14 protein-coding genes are annotated in these 16,806 nt (G+C 54.2%); all 14 read left to right on the top strand.

Going from position 1 to position 16,806, the window contains the following annotated elements; genetic code table 11:
* Positions 1-32 precede the first annotated feature (32 nt).
* The 14 genes from KI215_RS11020 (at position 33) to deoC (ending at position 16,752) form a co-directional block, all read left to right on the top strand.
* The gene (locus tag KI215_RS11020) at positions 33-398 is read left to right on the top strand and encodes a DUF3679 domain-containing protein (RefSeq protein WP_212772778.1); all 366 of its coding nucleotides are present in this window, start codon (positions 33-35) and stop codon (positions 396-398) included.
* A gap of 231 nt (positions 399-629) precedes the next feature.
* On the top strand, positions 630-2,819 hold the full coding sequence (locus KI215_RS11015) for an anthranilate synthase component I (protein WP_212772777.1): 2,190 nt from the start codon (positions 630-632) through the stop codon (positions 2,817-2,819).
* Positions 2,820-3,052: 233 nt separating this feature from the next.
* Positions 3,053-4,876, top strand: a complete 1,824-nt coding sequence (gene lepA / locus KI215_RS11010) for a translation elongation factor 4 (RefSeq protein WP_420830122.1) — start codon at positions 3,053-3,055, stop codon at positions 4,874-4,876.
* 175 nt (positions 4,877-5,051) lie between these two features.
* Positions 5,052-6,212, top strand: coding sequence for a radical SAM family heme chaperone HemW (gene hemW / locus KI215_RS11005; RefSeq protein WP_246512093.1), 1,161 nt, complete (start codon positions 5,052-5,054; stop codon positions 6,210-6,212).
* An 83-nt stretch (positions 6,213-6,295) separates the two neighbouring features.
* A complete protein-coding gene (gene hrcA / locus KI215_RS11000; protein WP_212772774.1) occupies positions 6,296-7,318 on the top strand; it encodes a heat-inducible transcriptional repressor HrcA in 1,023 nt (340 codons plus the stop codon).
* Positions 7,319-7,503: 185 nt separating this feature from the next.
* Positions 7,504-8,160: a nucleotide exchange factor GrpE gene (grpE, locus tag KI215_RS10995; protein ID WP_246512092.1), complete on the top strand. Its 657-nt coding sequence runs from the start codon at positions 7,504-7,506 to the stop codon at positions 8,158-8,160.
* Positions 8,161-8,311: 151 nt separating this feature from the next.
* Positions 8,312-10,150, top strand: a complete 1,839-nt coding sequence (gene dnaK, locus KI215_RS10990; protein ID WP_212772773.1) for a molecular chaperone DnaK — start codon at positions 8,312-8,314, stop codon at positions 10,148-10,150.
* A gap of 121 nt (positions 10,151-10,271) precedes the next feature.
* Positions 10,272-11,399 (top strand): molecular chaperone DnaJ, encoded by a 1,128-nt coding sequence (gene dnaJ / locus KI215_RS10985; RefSeq protein ID WP_212772772.1) that lies wholly within the window; start codon positions 10,272-10,274, stop codon positions 11,397-11,399.
* A gap of 73 nt (positions 11,400-11,472) precedes the next feature.
* Positions 11,473-12,411: a 50S ribosomal protein L11 methyltransferase gene (gene prmA / locus KI215_RS10980; protein ID WP_212772771.1), complete on the top strand. Its 939-nt coding sequence runs from the start codon at positions 11,473-11,475 to the stop codon at positions 12,409-12,411.
* Positions 12,412-12,429: 18 nt separating this feature from the next.
* Positions 12,430-13,176 (top strand): 16S rRNA (uracil(1498)-N(3))-methyltransferase, encoded by a 747-nt coding sequence (locus KI215_RS10975; RefSeq protein ID WP_212772770.1) that lies wholly within the window; start codon positions 12,430-12,432, stop codon positions 13,174-13,176.
* The gene (mtaB, locus tag KI215_RS10970) at positions 13,173-14,528 is read left to right on the top strand and encodes a tRNA (N(6)-L-threonylcarbamoyladenosine(37)-C(2))-methylthiotransferase MtaB (protein WP_212772769.1); all 1,356 of its coding nucleotides are present in this window, start codon (positions 13,173-13,175) and stop codon (positions 14,526-14,528) included. The genes KI215_RS10975 and mtaB overlap by 4 nt, the downstream gene beginning before the upstream one ends.
* Positions 14,529-14,697: 169 nt before the next feature.
* Positions 14,698-15,522, top strand: coding sequence for a GNAT family N-acetyltransferase (locus KI215_RS16195; protein WP_212772768.1), 825 nt, complete (start codon positions 14,698-14,700; stop codon positions 15,520-15,522).
* Between the two features lie 98 nt (positions 15,523-15,620).
* Entirely contained in the window at positions 15,621-16,055 is a 435-nt protein-coding gene (locus KI215_RS10960; RefSeq protein WP_212772767.1) for an NUDIX hydrolase, read from the top strand.
* 25 nt (positions 16,056-16,080) lie between these two features.
* Complete coding sequence (gene deoC / locus KI215_RS10955) at positions 16,081-16,752, top strand: deoxyribose-phosphate aldolase (RefSeq protein WP_212772766.1); 672 nt, start codon at positions 16,081-16,083, stop codon at positions 16,750-16,752.
* Positions 16,753-16,806: the final 54 nt, after the last annotated feature.

Raw genomic sequence — 16,806 nt, 5'->3', positions numbered from 1 at the left:
CCGAAAGTTCTGGAATGGTCAGGTGATGCGAGATGAAATGGGCGGCACAAGTGACCGCGCTGTTGATGGTGTTGATGTTCGGGGTGTTTCTGGGCATTGACACGGCTGAACAAAACATCCAAAAAATACAGGGAAACGAAGGGGCTCCGCGGGCGGTTCACATCACGCCGGAAAACGGCAGAGTGGAAATTTCGGTGATGGGACATGTGGTGGAAACGCAAAATCCCGTTTCCAAGGAGAACGTGCAACGGGTGAAACAAGTGAGACGTTCGGTAGAACAGAACAACGGCTTACTGGCCAAGATGGGCAATGAGATGGGCAACGGCATCCGTCAGGGAACGAGAAAAGCGATTGAAGTGATTGTAGGATGGTTGGATTCAGATGAGAAAAATCGATGATATCCATTGATGGAGAAAGTCATTCCGTGGTATAGTGACAATCAAACAAAACGGAGCAGAGCCAGGAAGAGCGGAGCGGAGCCGAGTAGAGACGAGTCGGAGAGAAGAAGATCTTGATCGAACGAACCAAGGGCGCGTCCGGTAAAGGATGCCCCCTGAAGAAGTTTTTTTATCCTCACTTCCCCACTCCCTCGCTTCTCCTGTGCTCCTCCCTGACAAGGAGGAACTTTCGTGTCTCTGTTATCCACAGTCACATCCACGGAAGTGTTGAGTTACCGAACGAAAGGCGGTGTGGATATCCGCAGGTTGACGGAGCCTGTCGCACCGGCGGAAGCCATGGATGAAGTCGCCCGATCCATTGACGGGCACAAAGGTATTTGGTTTGCCAGCTGTTACGAATATCCGGGTCGGTACTCCCGGTGGGACATCGGTTTGGTGAATCCTCCGATTGAAATCCGCGGCTTCGGGCGTACCTTCGAGGTGCGGGCGCTGTGGGAGCATGGCGTTGTGTTGCTGGAAGCTGTCATACGTGTACTGCAAAGTGTACCCGACGTACGGATGACGCATGTGGACCATCGTTTGCTCCGGGGAACGGTGAGAGAGCCGGGGCCGGAAGACATGCGGTGCGAAGAGGAGCGGACGCGCTTGCCTTCCATTTTTACCGTCATCCGGGCGATCCGGGATTTGTTTTTCTCCGACGAGGATGCTTTCCTCGGGTTATATGGCGCGTTCGGTTACGATTTGGTGTTCCAACTGGAACCGATGAAACTGAAGCATCACCGTCGACCGGATCAAGCTGATTTGGTTCTGTACCTGCCGGATCGGATTGCCGTGATCGATCACCAAATGGCACGTGCGTATCATCTTACCTATCAGTTTGCAGTAGATGGTACATCGACGGAGATGCTGCCCAAGCGTCCAATCTCGACCTCGACAGGAGCAGCGTTGTCCCGAACGAGTCCGATCCAATCGATGAAATCGACCCCGGACGGGCATTATCCGGAGCTGGTGCGGAAGGCCAAACAGGCGTTTCGCAGGGGTGATCTGTTTGAAGTGGTGCCGACGCAGATGTTCACCGCCGATTGTGCCGCCGCCCCGACCAGGGTGTTTGACCGGCTGAAGCAGATCAATCCGAGCCCTTATTGCTTTTTGATCCATCTGGGTGATGCCCACTTGGTGGGCTCATCGCCGGAAATGTTCGTCCGTGTGGAGGGAGATCGGGTGGAGACGTGTCCCATCTCCGGTACGATCCCGCGCGGTTCGGACGCTCTGGAGGATGCCGAGCAGATCCGTCGGCTGCTCAATTCCACCAAGGATGAAGCAGAATTGACGATGTGCACCGATGTGGATCGCAACGACAAATCCCGCATTTGCGAACCGGGATCGGTTCGGGTGATCGGTCGTAGACAGACGGAATTGTATTCGCACCTCATCCACACCGTAGACCATGTGGAAGGGCGGTTGCGTCCGCCGTATGATTCGCTCGATGCCTTTATGACGCATATGTGGGCAGTTACGATCACAGGTGCGCCAAAACGGGCGGCAATCCGGTGGATTGAGGAACATGAGGACAGCCCGCGCGAATGGTACGGTGGTGCTGTCGGTTATCTGGCGTTCAACGGGAATATCAACACCGGACTCACATTGCGCACCGTGAAATTGCAGTTGGGACGGGCGTGGGTGCGTGTCGGAGCCACTTTGCTTTTCGACTCGGATCCCGAGACGGAGGACCGCGAGACACGGGTAAAAGCGGCCGCTCTGTTGCAGGCGATTCGAGAGGCCGGTGATGAGCCGCCGACCGTCGTTTCGGCCGAACGGCAGACCGGACGGGGCAAATCGATCCTGTTGGTGGACCATGAAGACTCTTTTGTCCACACATTGGCTGGGTATTTTCGCCGAACAGGAGCGGATGTGATCACCTTGCGGGCGGACGCGGCCCGAAATGCCCTGTTACGGGAAGACTTCGACCTGGTGGTGTTGTCTCCGGGTCCGGGACGTCCGGAGGAGTTTGCATTGAACGAAACGATCCGTTTATGCCTGGAAAAACAACTTCCCATGTTTGGTGTCTGTCTGGGATTGCAGGGGCTGGTTGAACATTTCGGCGGTGAACTGGGAATTCTGCCTGAGCCGTTGCACGGAAAAAAGCGAACCGTTTCCATCATGCATGCGAGTCCGTTGTGGAAGGGTGTGCCTCAGACGTTCACGGCTGGTTTGTACCACTCGCTGTATGCATCCCGCGTACCCGAGGAACTCCGTATGATCGCCCGTTCCGAAGATGACATCGTGATGGCGGTCGAACACCGGTCACTACCCATTTGGGCCGTGCAGTTTCATCCGGAGTCCATCATGACGGCGGGCGGCTCCGTAGGACTCACCATCATTGAAAATGTGATGGAGATGTTACCGGTACGGACGGGATGATCTGATTTCGTGGCCTTTTTTCCACTAACGACCTTTAGCATTTGCGTTGCAGGAGTGAGAGGGAATACGGCACACCCAGAATCACAAGTGGTCCGACTACTTTATGAGCAGTCTCAGCCAAGCCGAAAAGGCTTGGCCGTTTTCATGATGTCGGGTCGATTGATGACGCATATGTTCCCTGATATAATATAAAAATGCAGTCTTTGTGCGTTGCCCGTGCAGGAGGGACACAAGTGGAGAAACGGAATCGGCAACAATATATACGCAACTTTTCCATTATCGCTCATATTGACCACGGAAAATCGACCTTGGCCGATCGGATTCTGGAGTACACCGGCGCATTGAGTGAACGGGAGAAGACTGACCAGTTTCTGGATCAGATGGATCTGGAACGGGAGCGTGGCATCACGATCAAATTGCAGTCGGTGCGCCTCAACTATCGTGCCAAGGATGGAAACGAGTATATTCTCAACCTGATTGATACGCCGGGACATGTGGACTTCACATATGAGGTCTCCCGCAGTCTGGCCGCGTGCGAAGGAGCGCTCTTGGTCGTCGACGCGGCACAGGGCGTGGAAGCGCAAACGATGGCCAACGTATACCTGGCGTTGGAAAATGATTTGGAAATCATCCCGGTCATCAACAAGATCGACCTGCCCAGCGCCGAACCGGAGCGGGTAAAAAACGAAATCGAGGAATTGATCGGATTGGATGCCAGTGAAGCGGTGCTGGCTTCCGCCAAAGCGGGGATCGGGATCGAAGAGATTTTGGAGCAAATCGTCGAAAAAGTGCCCCCGCCAAAGGGAGATCCCGATGCGCCGTTGAAGGCGCTCATCTTCGACTCGTTATACGACTCCTACAAAGGCGTTATCGTCTACCTGAGGGTCGTTGAGGGTACGATCAAAAAGGGCATGAAGATCAAGATGATGTCCACCGGCAAAACGTTTGAAGTGACGGAAGTGGGAGCATTAACTCCGCATCCGGTGCTGATGGACGAATTATCGGTGGGTGAAGTGGGCTTTCTGGTGGCCGGTATCAAGAACGTAAAGGACACCCGGGTTGGGGATACCATCACTGATGCGGAACGTCCCGCCGCCGAACCGTTGCCGGGATACCGGCGGATCAATCCGATGGTGTTTTGCGGCCTGTACCCGGTCGACTCCGCCGATTATGACGACTTGCGCGAGGCGCTGGAAAAACTGGAGTTGAACGATGCGTCTCTGCGATATGAGCCGGAGACGTCGACTGCGCTCGGATTCGGATTCCGATGCGGCTTTTTGGGATTGCTCCATATGGAGATCATTCAGGAGCGGATCGAGCGGGAGTTTGACATTCCGCTGATCACCACAGCCCCCAGCGTGGTGTACCGGGTCCATCAGACCGACGGCACGGTGTTGGAAATCGAAAACCCGACACATATGCCGCCCCAGCAGAAGATTGATTATGTGGAGGAGCCGTATGTAAGGGCCAGCATCATGACGCCCAATGACTACGTGGGTGCGGTCATGGAGCTGTGTCAGAACAAACGGGGCGATTATATCGACATGCAATATCTGGACAACAACCGTGTCAACATCATTTATGAACTGCCGCTGGCCGAAATCGTCTACGACTTTTTCGACCAACTGAAGTCGGGTACCAAAGGATACGCATCGTTCGATTACGAGCTGATCGGATACAAACGATCCAACTTGGTAAAAATGGACATCCTGCTCAACGGTGAGCCGGTTGACGCGCTTTCGTTCATCGTTCACCGCGACAAAGCGTATTATCGGGGACGCCAGCTGGTGGAAAAACTGAAAGAGCTCATCCCGCGGCAAATGTTTGAAGTACCCATTCAGGCGGCCATCGGCAACAAGGTGATCGCCCGTGAAACGATCCGCGCCATGCGCAAAAATGTGTTGGCCAAGTGCTACGGCGGGGACATCACCCGGAAACGGAAACTCTTGGAGAAACAAAAAGAAGGGAAAAAACGCATGAAGGCCGTGGGTAGTGTGGAAGTGCCGCAGGAGGCATTCATGGCCGTATTGAAAATGGACGACAGCAATAAAAAATGAACGGAAGCGGGAGCCGGTTTCCCAGCCGAGCGACTCTAGCCGACCGGCTACGGAGCGAAGGCGGGACGGAAGGCTCCCGCATCTTTTTCCATGTCCACGAATGGACCGGTCTAACTGTCGTAATCTGAAACGAGTCATTGCATCTCGACGTTTTTTAGAAAGGGGGTCATCCCAAGTGGCGCCGCAAGCGGTTTATATTCATATCCCCTTTTGTACCAACAAGTGTCACTACTGCGACTTTACCGCATACGTAGTAAAAGGTCAGCCTGTTGATGATTACCTGTCCGCCTTGGAAAGGGAGATGGAACGGACGGTGGAGCAGCATCCGCCGGGCGAGATTCGATCGGTATTCATCGGCGGGGGGACACCCACCGTTTTGTCTCCACGGCAGATGGAACGGTTGTGTTTGGCAATCCGGCGTTATTTTCCCCGTTGGGCGACAGATATGGAGTTCACGGTGGAGGCCAACCCGGGAACGACCGAACCGGAAAAGTTGGCGGCGATGCGCGAAGGCGGGGTCAACCGCATCAGCTTCGGTGCCCAGACATTCCGTGACGATCTGCTTAGGAGAATCGGGCGCATTCACACGGCGCAAGACGTGTTTCGTAGCGTGGAGCAAGCCAGACATGCCGGTTTTGACAATTTGTCACTCGATTTGATTTTCGGTCTGCCGGATCAGACACTCGCAGATATGGAAGAGACGCTGAAAACAGCACTATCGCTTCGGCCCGATCACATCTCCGCCTACAGCCTCAAGGTGGAGGAAGGGACATTGTTTCACACATTGTACCAGCGGGGGGAGCTCCCGCTCCCACCGGAGGAAGAAGAGGTAAAGATGTACCAGTTGACCCGGCGGATGCTGGGTGAGGTTGGGCTGAGACAGTACGAAATCAGCAATTTTGCCCATCCTGGAAAAGAAAGCCGTCACAATCTGACGTATTGGCGCCATGAGGAGTTCTATGGACTGGGAGCGGGTGCCCATGGTTATGTGGGAGGCGTCCGCCATGCCAATGTGCGGGGGATTCGGGAGTACATCGAAAAAACGCGGCAAGGTTTTCCGACTGAAGAAGTTCACCATGTTTCCCGCGCCGAAGCGATGGAGAATTTTATGATATTCGGATTGCGTGTGCTGAGCGGAGTGGAGGCGAGTGAATTTGCGCGGCGTTTCGGATTACCGTTGGACCGCGTGTTTGGTTCGGTTTTGGACGCATTGCAACAAAAAGGCTTGTTGGTGATCGATGGCGAACGGGTTCGCTTGACTGAGCAGGGACTGCTTTTTGGCAACGAAGTGTTTGCCGCGTTTCTCGGAGAAGCAGAAAACACAAGTGAAGATTGACAATGCCCACCCTGTTTGGTACTTTAAAAATAAGCATTTTAGCACTCGTGTAGAGAGAGTGCTAACAAGGAGGTGGGTGGCAGATGTTGACTGAGCGGCAGAAGCTGATCCTCCGTGCCGTTGTCGACGATTATGTGATGACGGCCGAACCGGTCGGTTCGCGCACTGTATCCAAACGCGAAGGCGTTGGATTCAGCGCGGCAACCATCCGCAATGAGATGGCCGACCTGGAAGAGATGGGCTATCTGGAACAGCCGCACACATCTGCCGGCCGCATTCCGTCCCACAAAGGCTATCGTTATTATGTCGATCACTTGATGGAGCCTGCCCGTCTTTCGCGCATGGAGATGATGGCGTTCCGCCGATTCTTCGCGCGCAAACGGGATGAGGTGGAGCAGGTCATTCAGGAGACGGCTTCCATTCTGTCTCAGATGACCAACTACACCTCCATCATCCTCGGACCCAAAGTGTTTGAGAGCACGCTCAAGCACTTGCAGGTTATTCCATTGTCTGAACGGGCGGCGGTAGTGATCTTCGTAACCAATACGGGCCATGTGGAAAAACGACGGATTTCGGTACCGGAGGGTGTCTCACTATCCTCAATCGAAAAACTGGTTAACTTACTCAACACCAAATTAACCGGTATTCCTCTATATAAACTGAAACGTGTGGTTTATTGGGAATTGATGGATGAGCTCCGTCGGCATATTGATCACTATGAGTCCGTGATGAGCATGATCGATCAGATGCTGGAAACGGACCACGGCGAACGCGTCTTTTTCAGCGGAGCCACCAACATGCTGAACCAACCTGAGTTTCAGGACGTGGAGAAGGTCAAAACCTTGCTGGACCTTTTCGAGAACAGCGAAACGATGGTTCAGCTGTTCGAATCGAGGGAAGAAGGCGTACAGGTGCGCATCGGGCGTGAAAACGATATGGAAGCGGTCAACAACTGTAGCATCATTTCTGCCACCTACACGGTGGACGGGCGTCCGTTGGGCACGATCGGAATTTTGGGTCCGACAAGGATGGATTATCGAAAAGTGATTACACTTTTGGACGTCTTCTCCAAGCACTTTTCAGAGCATCTGCGTCGTCTGTATTAAACGATCGTTGCGGGGACGACGCATCAAACATGTAGATACTGCCGGGGTTGGTGGGGGTACGACGCTACCCCCCCTCCCTATGTTTGTCGACGGAAGCAATGGTATGAACGTCGGGGATCTGATGATCGGGTCGGCTATCCATCGGCTCGGCCAGGTCATGATCATATAGGAGGTTGAAATTCACGGTGCAGAAAGAACAACCGGCGCAACGCCGCAAGGTTTGGCCCGAGGGGTCTTCCGCCGCTGGCGAAGCGCAAGCGGCGAAAGACGAAGAGACGGGCGTGACGGAAGAACCGGTCCATCAGGAATCGGATGAACAGGTTCAACAGGAGACGGAACACGCGGAACAAGATCTGCAAGATAGTGTCAATCCGGAGCAGTACCAGCGAACGTTGGAAGAGTTGGAAGCATGGAAGCAAAAGGCTGAGGAACATTATGAGATGTTCCTGCGTGCCCGGGCGGATTTGGACAATTATCGCAAACGGGTGCGCAAGGAAAAAGAAGAATCAGCCAAATACGCAATGGCGCCTCTGGCTGAGGCGATCCTGCCTGTCGTGGATAACCTGGAACGCGCACTGGCGGCAGGCGGAAACGCAGCAGATGCCAAGGCTCTCCACGAAGGCGTGGAAATGGTGTATCGCCAGTTGCTCCAAGTGCTGCGGCAAGTGGGAGTGGAGCCGATCGAGTCGGTGGGTCAGCCGTTTGATCCACATCTGCACAATGCTGTGATGCAAGAGGAAACAAGCGACAAAGAGCCTGGTATCGTCATTGAGGAACTGCAAAAGGGATACCGGTTCAAGGACCGGGTGTTGCGTCCGGCTATGGTCAAAGTCAGCGTGTGATGTCGGGAAGCACGAGCGCAGAAGAAGGAATGGGGCTCGTCTGCGCCCTTCTTTCGCTGCGCCTGTTTCTCGTGGACACATATCGTTTTTGGAAGTTGCATCATACCATTTAGTTGATAAATAGAGATTATATGATTTGGGGGGCATTTCTATGGGTAAAGTCATAGGCATTGACTTGGGAACCACCAACTCCTGTGTGGCGTTCATGGATGGAGATGAAGTGGTCGTCATTCCGAACGCGGAAGGAGGACGCACCACACCGTCCGTTGTCGGATTTACCAAAAACGGAGAACGGTTGGTGGGTGAGTCGGCCAAACGTCAGGCTATCACCAACCCGGACAGAACCATCATCTCCATCAAACGGCACATGGGAACTGACTATAAAGTGAAAATCGACGATAAACAGTATACGCCGCAGGAAATCTCGGCGATGATCCTGCAGAAATTGAAAGCGGACGCCGAAGCGTATCTGGGCGAGCCCGTGACGCAGGCCGTCATCACTGTACCCGCCTACTTCAACGACAGCCAGCGGCAAGCGACTAAGGACGCCGGTCGGATCGCCGGTCTGGAAGTGTTGCGAATCATCAACGAACCGACGGCTGCCGCGCTTGCTTATGGTCTGGACAAAGGCGAAGACCAAACCATTCTCGTCTTCGACCTGGGTGGCGGAACATTCGACGTCTCCATCCTGGAGCTGGGTGACGGTCTGTTCGAAGTGAAAGCGACCAGCGGGGACAACCACCTGGGTGGTGACGACTTCGACCAGGCGATCATTGATTGGCTCGTTGAAGAGTTCAAAAAAGAGCATGGCATTGATCTCCGCAACGACCGTATGGCGATGCAACGTTTGAAAATGGCGGCGGAAAAGGCGAAAAAAGAGTTGTCCGGTATGCTGACCACCACGATTACCGAGCCGTTCTTGGCGATGGACGAAACCGGACCGAAAAACCTGGAAGTGACGCTGACCCGGGCCAAATTTGAAGAACTGACCGCCCATTTGGTGGAACGTACCATGGGTCCGACCCGTCAGGCACTGAAAGACGCGGGATTGGAGCCTCACCAAATCGACAAAGTGATTCTGGTCGGCGGATCGACCCGGATTCCGGCCGTGCAAGAAGCGATCAAGAAACTCATTGGGAAAGAGCCGAGCAAAGGGGTCAACCCGGACGAAGTGGTGGCAATGGGTGCGGCCATTCAAGGCGGCGTGTTGTCCGGTGACGTGAAAGACGTCGTGCTGTTGGACGTGACGCCGCTGTCGCTCGGAATTGAAACGCTGGGCGGTGTATTCACCAAATTGATCCCGCGCAACACCACCATCCCGACGGAGAAATCGCAAATCTTCTCCACGGCGGCGGACAACCAAACCGTGGTGGATATCCACGTGCTGCAAGGGGAACGTCCGATGGCGGCCGACAACAAATCGCTGGGTCGTTTCCAACTGCAAGACATCCCGCCTGCCCCGCGTGGTGTGCCGCAAATCGAGGTAACGTTCAAAATCGACGCCAACGGGATTGTGAACGTATCGGCGAAAGACTTGGCGACCGGCAAGAGCAAGGACATTACGATCCAGTCTTCCAGCGGCTTGAGCGAAGAAGAGATTCAGCGGATGATCAAAGAAGCGGAAGAGCACGCCGAGGAAGACAGAAAGCGCAAAGAGGCCGCTGAAGTGCGCAACAAAGCGGATCAATTGGTCTTCACGACCAACAAGACTTTGAATGATCTGGGCGACAAAGTCTCCGAAGAAGACCGGAAAAAAATCGAAGAGGCCAAGGAAAAAGTACAGAAAGCCTTGTCGGATAACGACACCGAAGCGATCAAGCAGGCCACTGAAGAGTTGGAGAAAGTGGTGCAGGAGGTTTCCGTCAAAGTGTATCAGCAAGCGGCCCAGCAACAGACGGCCGATGAAGCAAACGACCAATCGGCGGAAACCAAAAAGAAAGACGACAATGTCGTTGATGCTGATTACGAAGTGGTTGATGATGACAAATAATAAGCCACAGATGCCGGGGGTCGGAGCGAAAGTGTCCTTTCGCTTTGACTTCCCCGTTTTTTGATGAATAATATGCAAGAAAGATTCGTGTGCCGGGGAAATGGAAAAGGGGGGTGAACCCGTGAGCAAGCGGGATTACTACGAAGTGCTGGGTGTCAGCCGGGACGCTTCCCCCGAGGAGATTCGTAAAGCATATCGGAAGCTGGCCCGCAAATATCATCCAGACGTCAACAAGGAACCAGATGCGGAGCAGAAGTTCAAAGAAGTGAAGGAAGCGTACGAAGTACTGAGTGACCCCCAGAAAAAGGCGCAATATGATCAATACGGACATGCCGATCCCAACATGGGAGCGGGTGGAACTGGCGGGTTCGGTGGATTTGGTGGGGAGACCGACTTCGGTTTCGGCGACATTTTCGATATGTTTTTTGGCGGCAGAAGAAGAAACCCGAATGCACCCCGGCAGGGAGCCGACTTGGAGTTTCGTCTGACCGTCGAGTTTAAAGATGCGGTGTTCGGTAAAGAAATGGAAGTGATGGTCCCGCGGACGGAAACCTGCTCCACTTGCTCCGGAACCGGGGCGAAACCGGGTACACGTCCGGAGACCTGTCCGGTTTGCCGTGGATCGGGCCAGGCGGAAATCGTGCAGAACACACCGTTTGGACGCATCGTCAACCGGCGGATCTGTCATCAGTGCGAAGGGAAAGGAAAAATTATCCGCCAAAAATGCGTCACGTGCGGTGGAACCGGAAAAGTCAAGCGGAAACGGAAAATCAACATCCGGATACCCGCCGGTGTCCACGACGGTACGCAACTCCGAGTGGCCGGCGAGGGAGAACCGGGAATCAACGGTGGACCGCCAGGCGATTTGTACATTTTGATCAAAGTAAAGCCGCATGAATTTTTCACGCGTGAGGACGACGACATCGTATGCGAACTGCCGATCACTTTCGTTCAGGCGGCACTGGGTGACGAAGTGGTGGTGCCGACCTTGAACGGCCGTGCCAAATTGAAGATCCCGCCCGGTACGCAGACGGGAACGGAATTCCGTTTGCGTGGCAAAGGGGTTCCGCGGCTTCGCGGTTACGGTCAGGGTGACCAGCGGGTGCGGATCCGTGTGGTGACACCGACCGGTTTGACCGAAGAGCAGAAAAACCTCCTGCGTGAATTCGGACGGTTGACCGGCGATTACATCACTGAGCAAAACGACAGCTTTTTCTCCAAGATGAAACGGGCCTTTAAAGGCGAATGACCCGAAAAAAAGTCTCCAGGTCTTGTCATAGCGGGCGTATGCCCGTTTTTTCCTATATTGGGGAGGTGAGTGCGTGAATTGGGTAGAGGTTTGTGTCCATACAAGCCGGGAGGCAGTGGAAGCCGTCAGCTTTCGGTTGCAGGAGATGGGGGCCGACGGCGTTTCCATCGAAGATCCTGAAGTGCTGGAACGTGAATGGGAAAGTCCTTTCGGTGAGATTCCCGCATTATCGATGGAGGATTACCCGTCGGAAGGAGTGCGGGTGAAATGCTATATTCCCGAAACGTCGGACGTGACCGCTTTTGTCCGGCGAGCCGAATCGTTGATGAAGGAGATCGAGGAACACGGTCTCGATCCGGGTCCGGCACGGGTCACAACGCGGAAAATGTCGGAAGAATCATGGGCGGAGGCGTGGAAAGCCTACTACAAACCTGTACGTATCTCCAAACGCATGATCGTGAAACCGGTTTGGGAGTCGTATGAGCCGGACCGCGACGATCAAGTGATCATCGAGCTGGATCCGGGGATGGCATTTGGTACGGGAACGCATCCGACGACGACGCTCTGCCTGCAGTTGTTGGAACGTTACGTCCCCTGTCGAGGCAGTGTGATCGACGTGGGATGCGGCAGCGGGATATTGAGTGTGGCTGCGGCCAAATTGGGTGCGGAGACGGTGTTGGCGCTCGATTTGGACGATGTGGCGGTGACCAGTGCGGAGGCCAATGTTCGGTTGAACGGAGTTCAAGATCGCGTGCGGGTTCGTCAAGGTGATTTGCTTCGGGGTGTGACCGGGCAGGTCGATCTCATTGTGGCTAATATCCTTGCGGAAATCATCGTCCGCATGTTACCGGATGTCCCCAGGGTGCTGAAGGACAAAGGTCATCTCATCGTTTCCGGTGTCATCCAGGAGAAAGAAAAACTAGTACGCGGCGAGTTGGAAAAGCAAGGATTGCAGATAGTGGAAGCCATTCGCGACGGAGATTGGGTAGCCATCGTGGCGAAAAAGGTGTAGAATGTGAGGAGTGAATCAATGCAACGTTATTTCGTCGACCCCGATTTAATCGGTTCTCATACGATCACCATTGTAGGCGATGATGTTCATCATATTAGAAAGGTGATGCGGTTTCGGCCGGGGGATCCGGTCATCTGTTGCGACGGTCGAGGAACCGATTATGTGACAGCCATTGACACCATCAGGACAGATGAGGTCGTCTGCCGAGTGGTGGAAAAGCGTCCATCCGCGGGAGAGCCGCGCATATCCGTTACGGTTGCGCAATCGCTCCCCAAGGGAGATAAATGGGAATGGGTGTTGCAAAAAGGCACGGAATTGGGCGCAACTTCCTTTGTGCCGTTTGTCTCTGCGCGCACCATTGTGAAATGGGATGCAAAGAAAGCGGAAAAACGGCGGGAACGGTGGATGCGCATCGTCAAAGAAGCAGCCGAGCAAGCCCATCGCGGAACGATTCCCGAAGTGATGCCCGTGGCGGATTGGCAAATGTTGTTGTCCCGAGCGGCTTCAGCGGGTCGTGCCATGATCGCCTATGAGGGAGGCGGTCAACCGATCCAACAGGTGTTAGCGGAGGACGATCACTCGTCCTTTATGTTGATTGTCGGACCGGAAGGCGGTTTTGAGGAAAGAGAAGTGTGGGAAGCAGAAGCGGCCGGAGCCGTTCCGGTCAGTTTGGGTCCCCGCATCCTGCGGACCGAAACGGCCGCCGTCGCCATGCTGACCGCAGTGATGTATGCATCAGGTGAGATGGGAGGTGAACGGGCATGAGCACCGTTGCGTTTCATACGTTAGGCTGCAAAGTGAACGCCTACGAAACGGAGGCGATCTGGCAGCTGTTCAAACAAGCCGGTTACAAAAAAGTGGATTTCGAACAAAAAGCCGACGTATATGTAATCAACACCTGTACGGTGACCAACACCGGGGACAAAAAAAGCCGGCAGGTCATCCGTCGGGCCATTCGCCGCAACCCGGATGCGGTGGTGGCGGTTACCGGTTGCTACGCGCAAACCTCTCCCAAGGAGATCATGGCCATACCGGGTGTGGACATCGTCGTCGGCACGCAGGGACGGGACAAACTCCTGGAATATGTGGAACAGTACAAACGGGAGCGACAACCGATCAATGCGGTGAAAAACATCATGAAAGCACGGGAGTTCGAGGAGTTGGACGTCCCGACATTTTCAGAACGGACGCGTGCATCGCTCAAGATCCAGGAAGGATGCAACAACTTCTGCACCTTCTGCATCATTCCGTGGGCACGGGGGCTGATGCGCAGCCGGAAACCGGAGAGCGTCCTCAAACAGGCCCGCCAACTGGTGGAAGCGGGGTACAAGGAGATCGTCCTGACCGGCATTCACACAGGCGGATACGGTGAAGACCTGGAAAATTACACGCTGGCGGATCTTCTGTGGGATTTGGACCAGATTGACGGGCTCAAACGCGTCCGCATCAGCTCGATCGAAGCCAGCCAGATCACCGACCGGGTGATCGAAGTGCTTAACGCCTCGGACAAAATGTGCCGTCATCTGCATATCCCGCTTCAAGCCGGGGATGACGAAGTGTTGAAACGGATGCGCCGCAAGTACACGGTGGACGAGTACCGACGTAAAATCGAACAAGTCAAAGAGGCGATGCCCAACGTGGCGATTACGACCGATGTGATCGTCGGATTCCCGGGCGAGACAGACGAGCAGTTTGAAAACGGCTATCGATTGATTGAGGAGCTGGAATTTGCGGAACTTCACGTCTTCCCGTATTCCAAACGGACCGGTACGCCGGCGGCCCGGATGGAAAACCAAGTGCCGGAAGAAGTGAAACACGAACGGGTTCACCGCTTGATCGAATTGTCCAACCGTCTCTCGCTCAAATACGCGAAACGGTTTGTCGGTGATGTGCTGGAAGTGATCCCGGAGCGTCCGTTCAAAGAAGCGCCGGACAGCGGGTTGTATATGGGCTATTCCGACAACTATCTGCAAGTGGTCTTCGAAGGCAATGACGACCTGATCGGCCAGGTATGCCGCGTGAAAATCGACGAAGCGGGGGCCGAATACTGTCGCGGCACATTTGCCACAGTGGTACGGGACGTGCCCCGTCCGGCATCCAAACCGAAAGCGGTGTAAATGACGGAGCGAACCGGGAAATCGAAGCATAAACGCTCTAACACTTTGCAACAATCTCGCGACCCCATTTGGGGTCGTTTTTTAGATTCCGTTTGGTATCACTATTGACAATTATCACTCATTTTGTTACGAAAAGGTCGTTACCCTTTTACGTAATGGAGTGAATAACGTGGAACGAATCGACGTGGTTTCCGTACTGATTGTAGATGAGGAGCAAAAACGGGTGTTGATGGTGCAGAACGAGGCGCTCTGGAGTCTCCCGGGCGGTAAACGGGAAGAGGGGGAGACGCTGCGCGAGGCGGCGATACGGGAAACGAAGGAAGAAACTGGTTATGACGTAGAAGTGGATCATGTGGTGCAGATTACCGAACGGATGTCATCCGATCATGTGGTGTTTTTCACCTTTCGCGGTCGTGTAGTGGGCGGCAAGATGGCAACCGAAGATCCTGAGATTCAGCGCATAGAGTGGAGAGACCTCGATGAAGCGGAAAAATTGATGCCATGGTACGGGAATCTTTTGGCGCTGTGGCACAGTCCGTCTGTGTATCGGGAAGAACCGGGAGGTGGACATACGATTCAAGAATTAACGACTGAAGAAGACTTCCGATCCGCTTTTCCGCTCATACGTCAACTTAGGAACGGTCTCACCGAGGAGAAATATGTGGACCTGTTGCATGCCATGCGAAAGGAAGGGTACCGGCTGTTTGGACTGGCCCGGGACGGAGAGTGGATGGCGCTGGCCGGTGTAGGGATTCGTCACAATTTCTACAATGGACGACACTTGTTTGTCTATGATCTGGTGACGGATTCCCAACAACGATCCAAGGGATATGGAGCAATGTTGCTCACCCATCTGGAGTCGTGGGCCCGAGCGAATGGGTGTGAAAGAGTGGAACTGACATCCAGCGTGCAACGTCTGGATGCACACCGGTTTTACGAGGGGAAAATGGGTTATATCCGTACCAGTTGGGTATTTCGGAGGGACCTAACCTGAACTTCCCTGTTTCCTTTTCCCTTGCCCATGCTGTTTGTGGTATGCTATCATCACGAACGTGTGAACTTGTGCCGCCTAGGACAACGGGCCAAAGGGGTGTGTGCCAATTGAAAGAGATATCAGCCGGCGGTGTAGTGTACCGGCGGACGGCAAATGGCGTGGAAATTTTATTGATTGAGGACCGGTATGCACATTGGACACTGCCCAAAGGCAAGCAGGAACCCGGGGAGACGCACGAGGAAACGGCACTGAGGGAGATTGAGGAAGAGACAGGGATTCGCGGCCGGATTGAGCAGCCGCTGGAATCGGTATCTTACACATATTTTCACCCCGACAAAGGGAATGTGCAAAAAGAAGTCCACTATTATCTCGTACAAGCTGAAACGGATCAAGCCGTCCCGCAATTGTCGGAAATCAACACAGTGCGGTGGTTGAGTGCAGAAGAGGCTTGGAAGTTGCATGAACGAGAAGGATATGACAATAATCGATCTGTATTGAAAAAAGCGTTTCAATGCTTGGGCATTGTCGTTTGATTGAGCAAGGAAAGGAAGAGGAAGAATGGACTTGAAAACCATTGCCAGCATGATCGATCATACGTTGCTGAAACCGGATGCAACAGCATCGCAAATCGAAAAACTGTGTCGGGAAGCCGAGGAGTATGGCTTTGCTTCCGTTTGCGTCAACCCGGTTTGGGTGGCCCGGGCGGCCGAGTGGTTGAAGGGTTCCGATGTCAAAGTATGTACGGTGGTCGGCTTTCCGTTGGGTGCGACTACCAAGGAGACCAAAGCGTTCGAAACCCGGAACGCCATTGAAAACGGTGCCGATGAAATTGATATGGTGATGAATATCGGCGCGCTCAAATCAGGGGATCACACGCTTGTTCGGGAAGATATCGCGGCTGTGGTGGAAGCGGCCGGTGGAAAAACGGTCAAAGTGATCCTGGAGACAGGCCTGCTGAATGACGATGAAATTCGTATCGCGTCCACACTGGCCAAGGAGGCGGGGGCACACTTTGTCAAGACGTCGACTGGATTTGGATACGGTGGAGCCACCGAAGCGGCCGTCCGGCTGATGCGGGAGACGGTGGGACCCGACATGGGAGTGAAAGCCTCCGGTGGAGTGCGTGATGCGGAAACCGCTCGCAAAATGATCGAAGCCGGAGCGAACCGGATCGGGGCAAGTGCCAGTGTTGCCATCGTCACCGGTGCCCGGGGAACGCAAGGGTATTGATGGATCTGCAACTCCGGCCTGAGGATCGGAACCAAAAAGCCCGCCTGCATAGGC

The sequence above is a fragment of the Polycladomyces abyssicola genome (assembly GCF_018326425.1).
Lineage (GTDB): Bacteria > Bacillota > Bacilli > Thermoactinomycetales > JIR-001 > Polycladomyces > Polycladomyces abyssicola.
This window is presented reverse-complemented; position numbering and strand designations above follow the sequence as displayed.

Excerpts from the sequence above, each read along its gene's own strand:
- KI215_RS11020 (WP_212772778.1), top strand. The coding sequence starts at position 33 with ATGAAATGGGCGGCACAAGTGACCGCGCTGTTGATGGTGTTGATGTTC.
- deoC (WP_212772766.1), top strand. The coding sequence starts at position 16,081 with ATGGACTTGAAAACCATTGCCAGCATGATCGATCATACGTTGCTGAAA.
- dnaK (WP_212772773.1), top strand. The coding sequence starts at position 8,312 with ATGGGTAAAGTCATAGGCATTGACTTGGGAACCACCAACTCCTGTGTG.
- hrcA (WP_212772774.1), top strand. The coding sequence starts at position 6,296 with ATGTTGACTGAGCGGCAGAAGCTGATCCTCCGTGCCGTTGTCGACGAT.
- KI215_RS10975 (WP_212772770.1), top strand. The coding sequence starts at position 12,430 with ATGCAACGTTATTTCGTCGACCCCGATTTAATCGGTTCTCATACGATC.
- mtaB (WP_212772769.1), top strand. The coding sequence starts at position 13,173 with ATGAGCACCGTTGCGTTTCATACGTTAGGCTGCAAAGTGAACGCCTAC.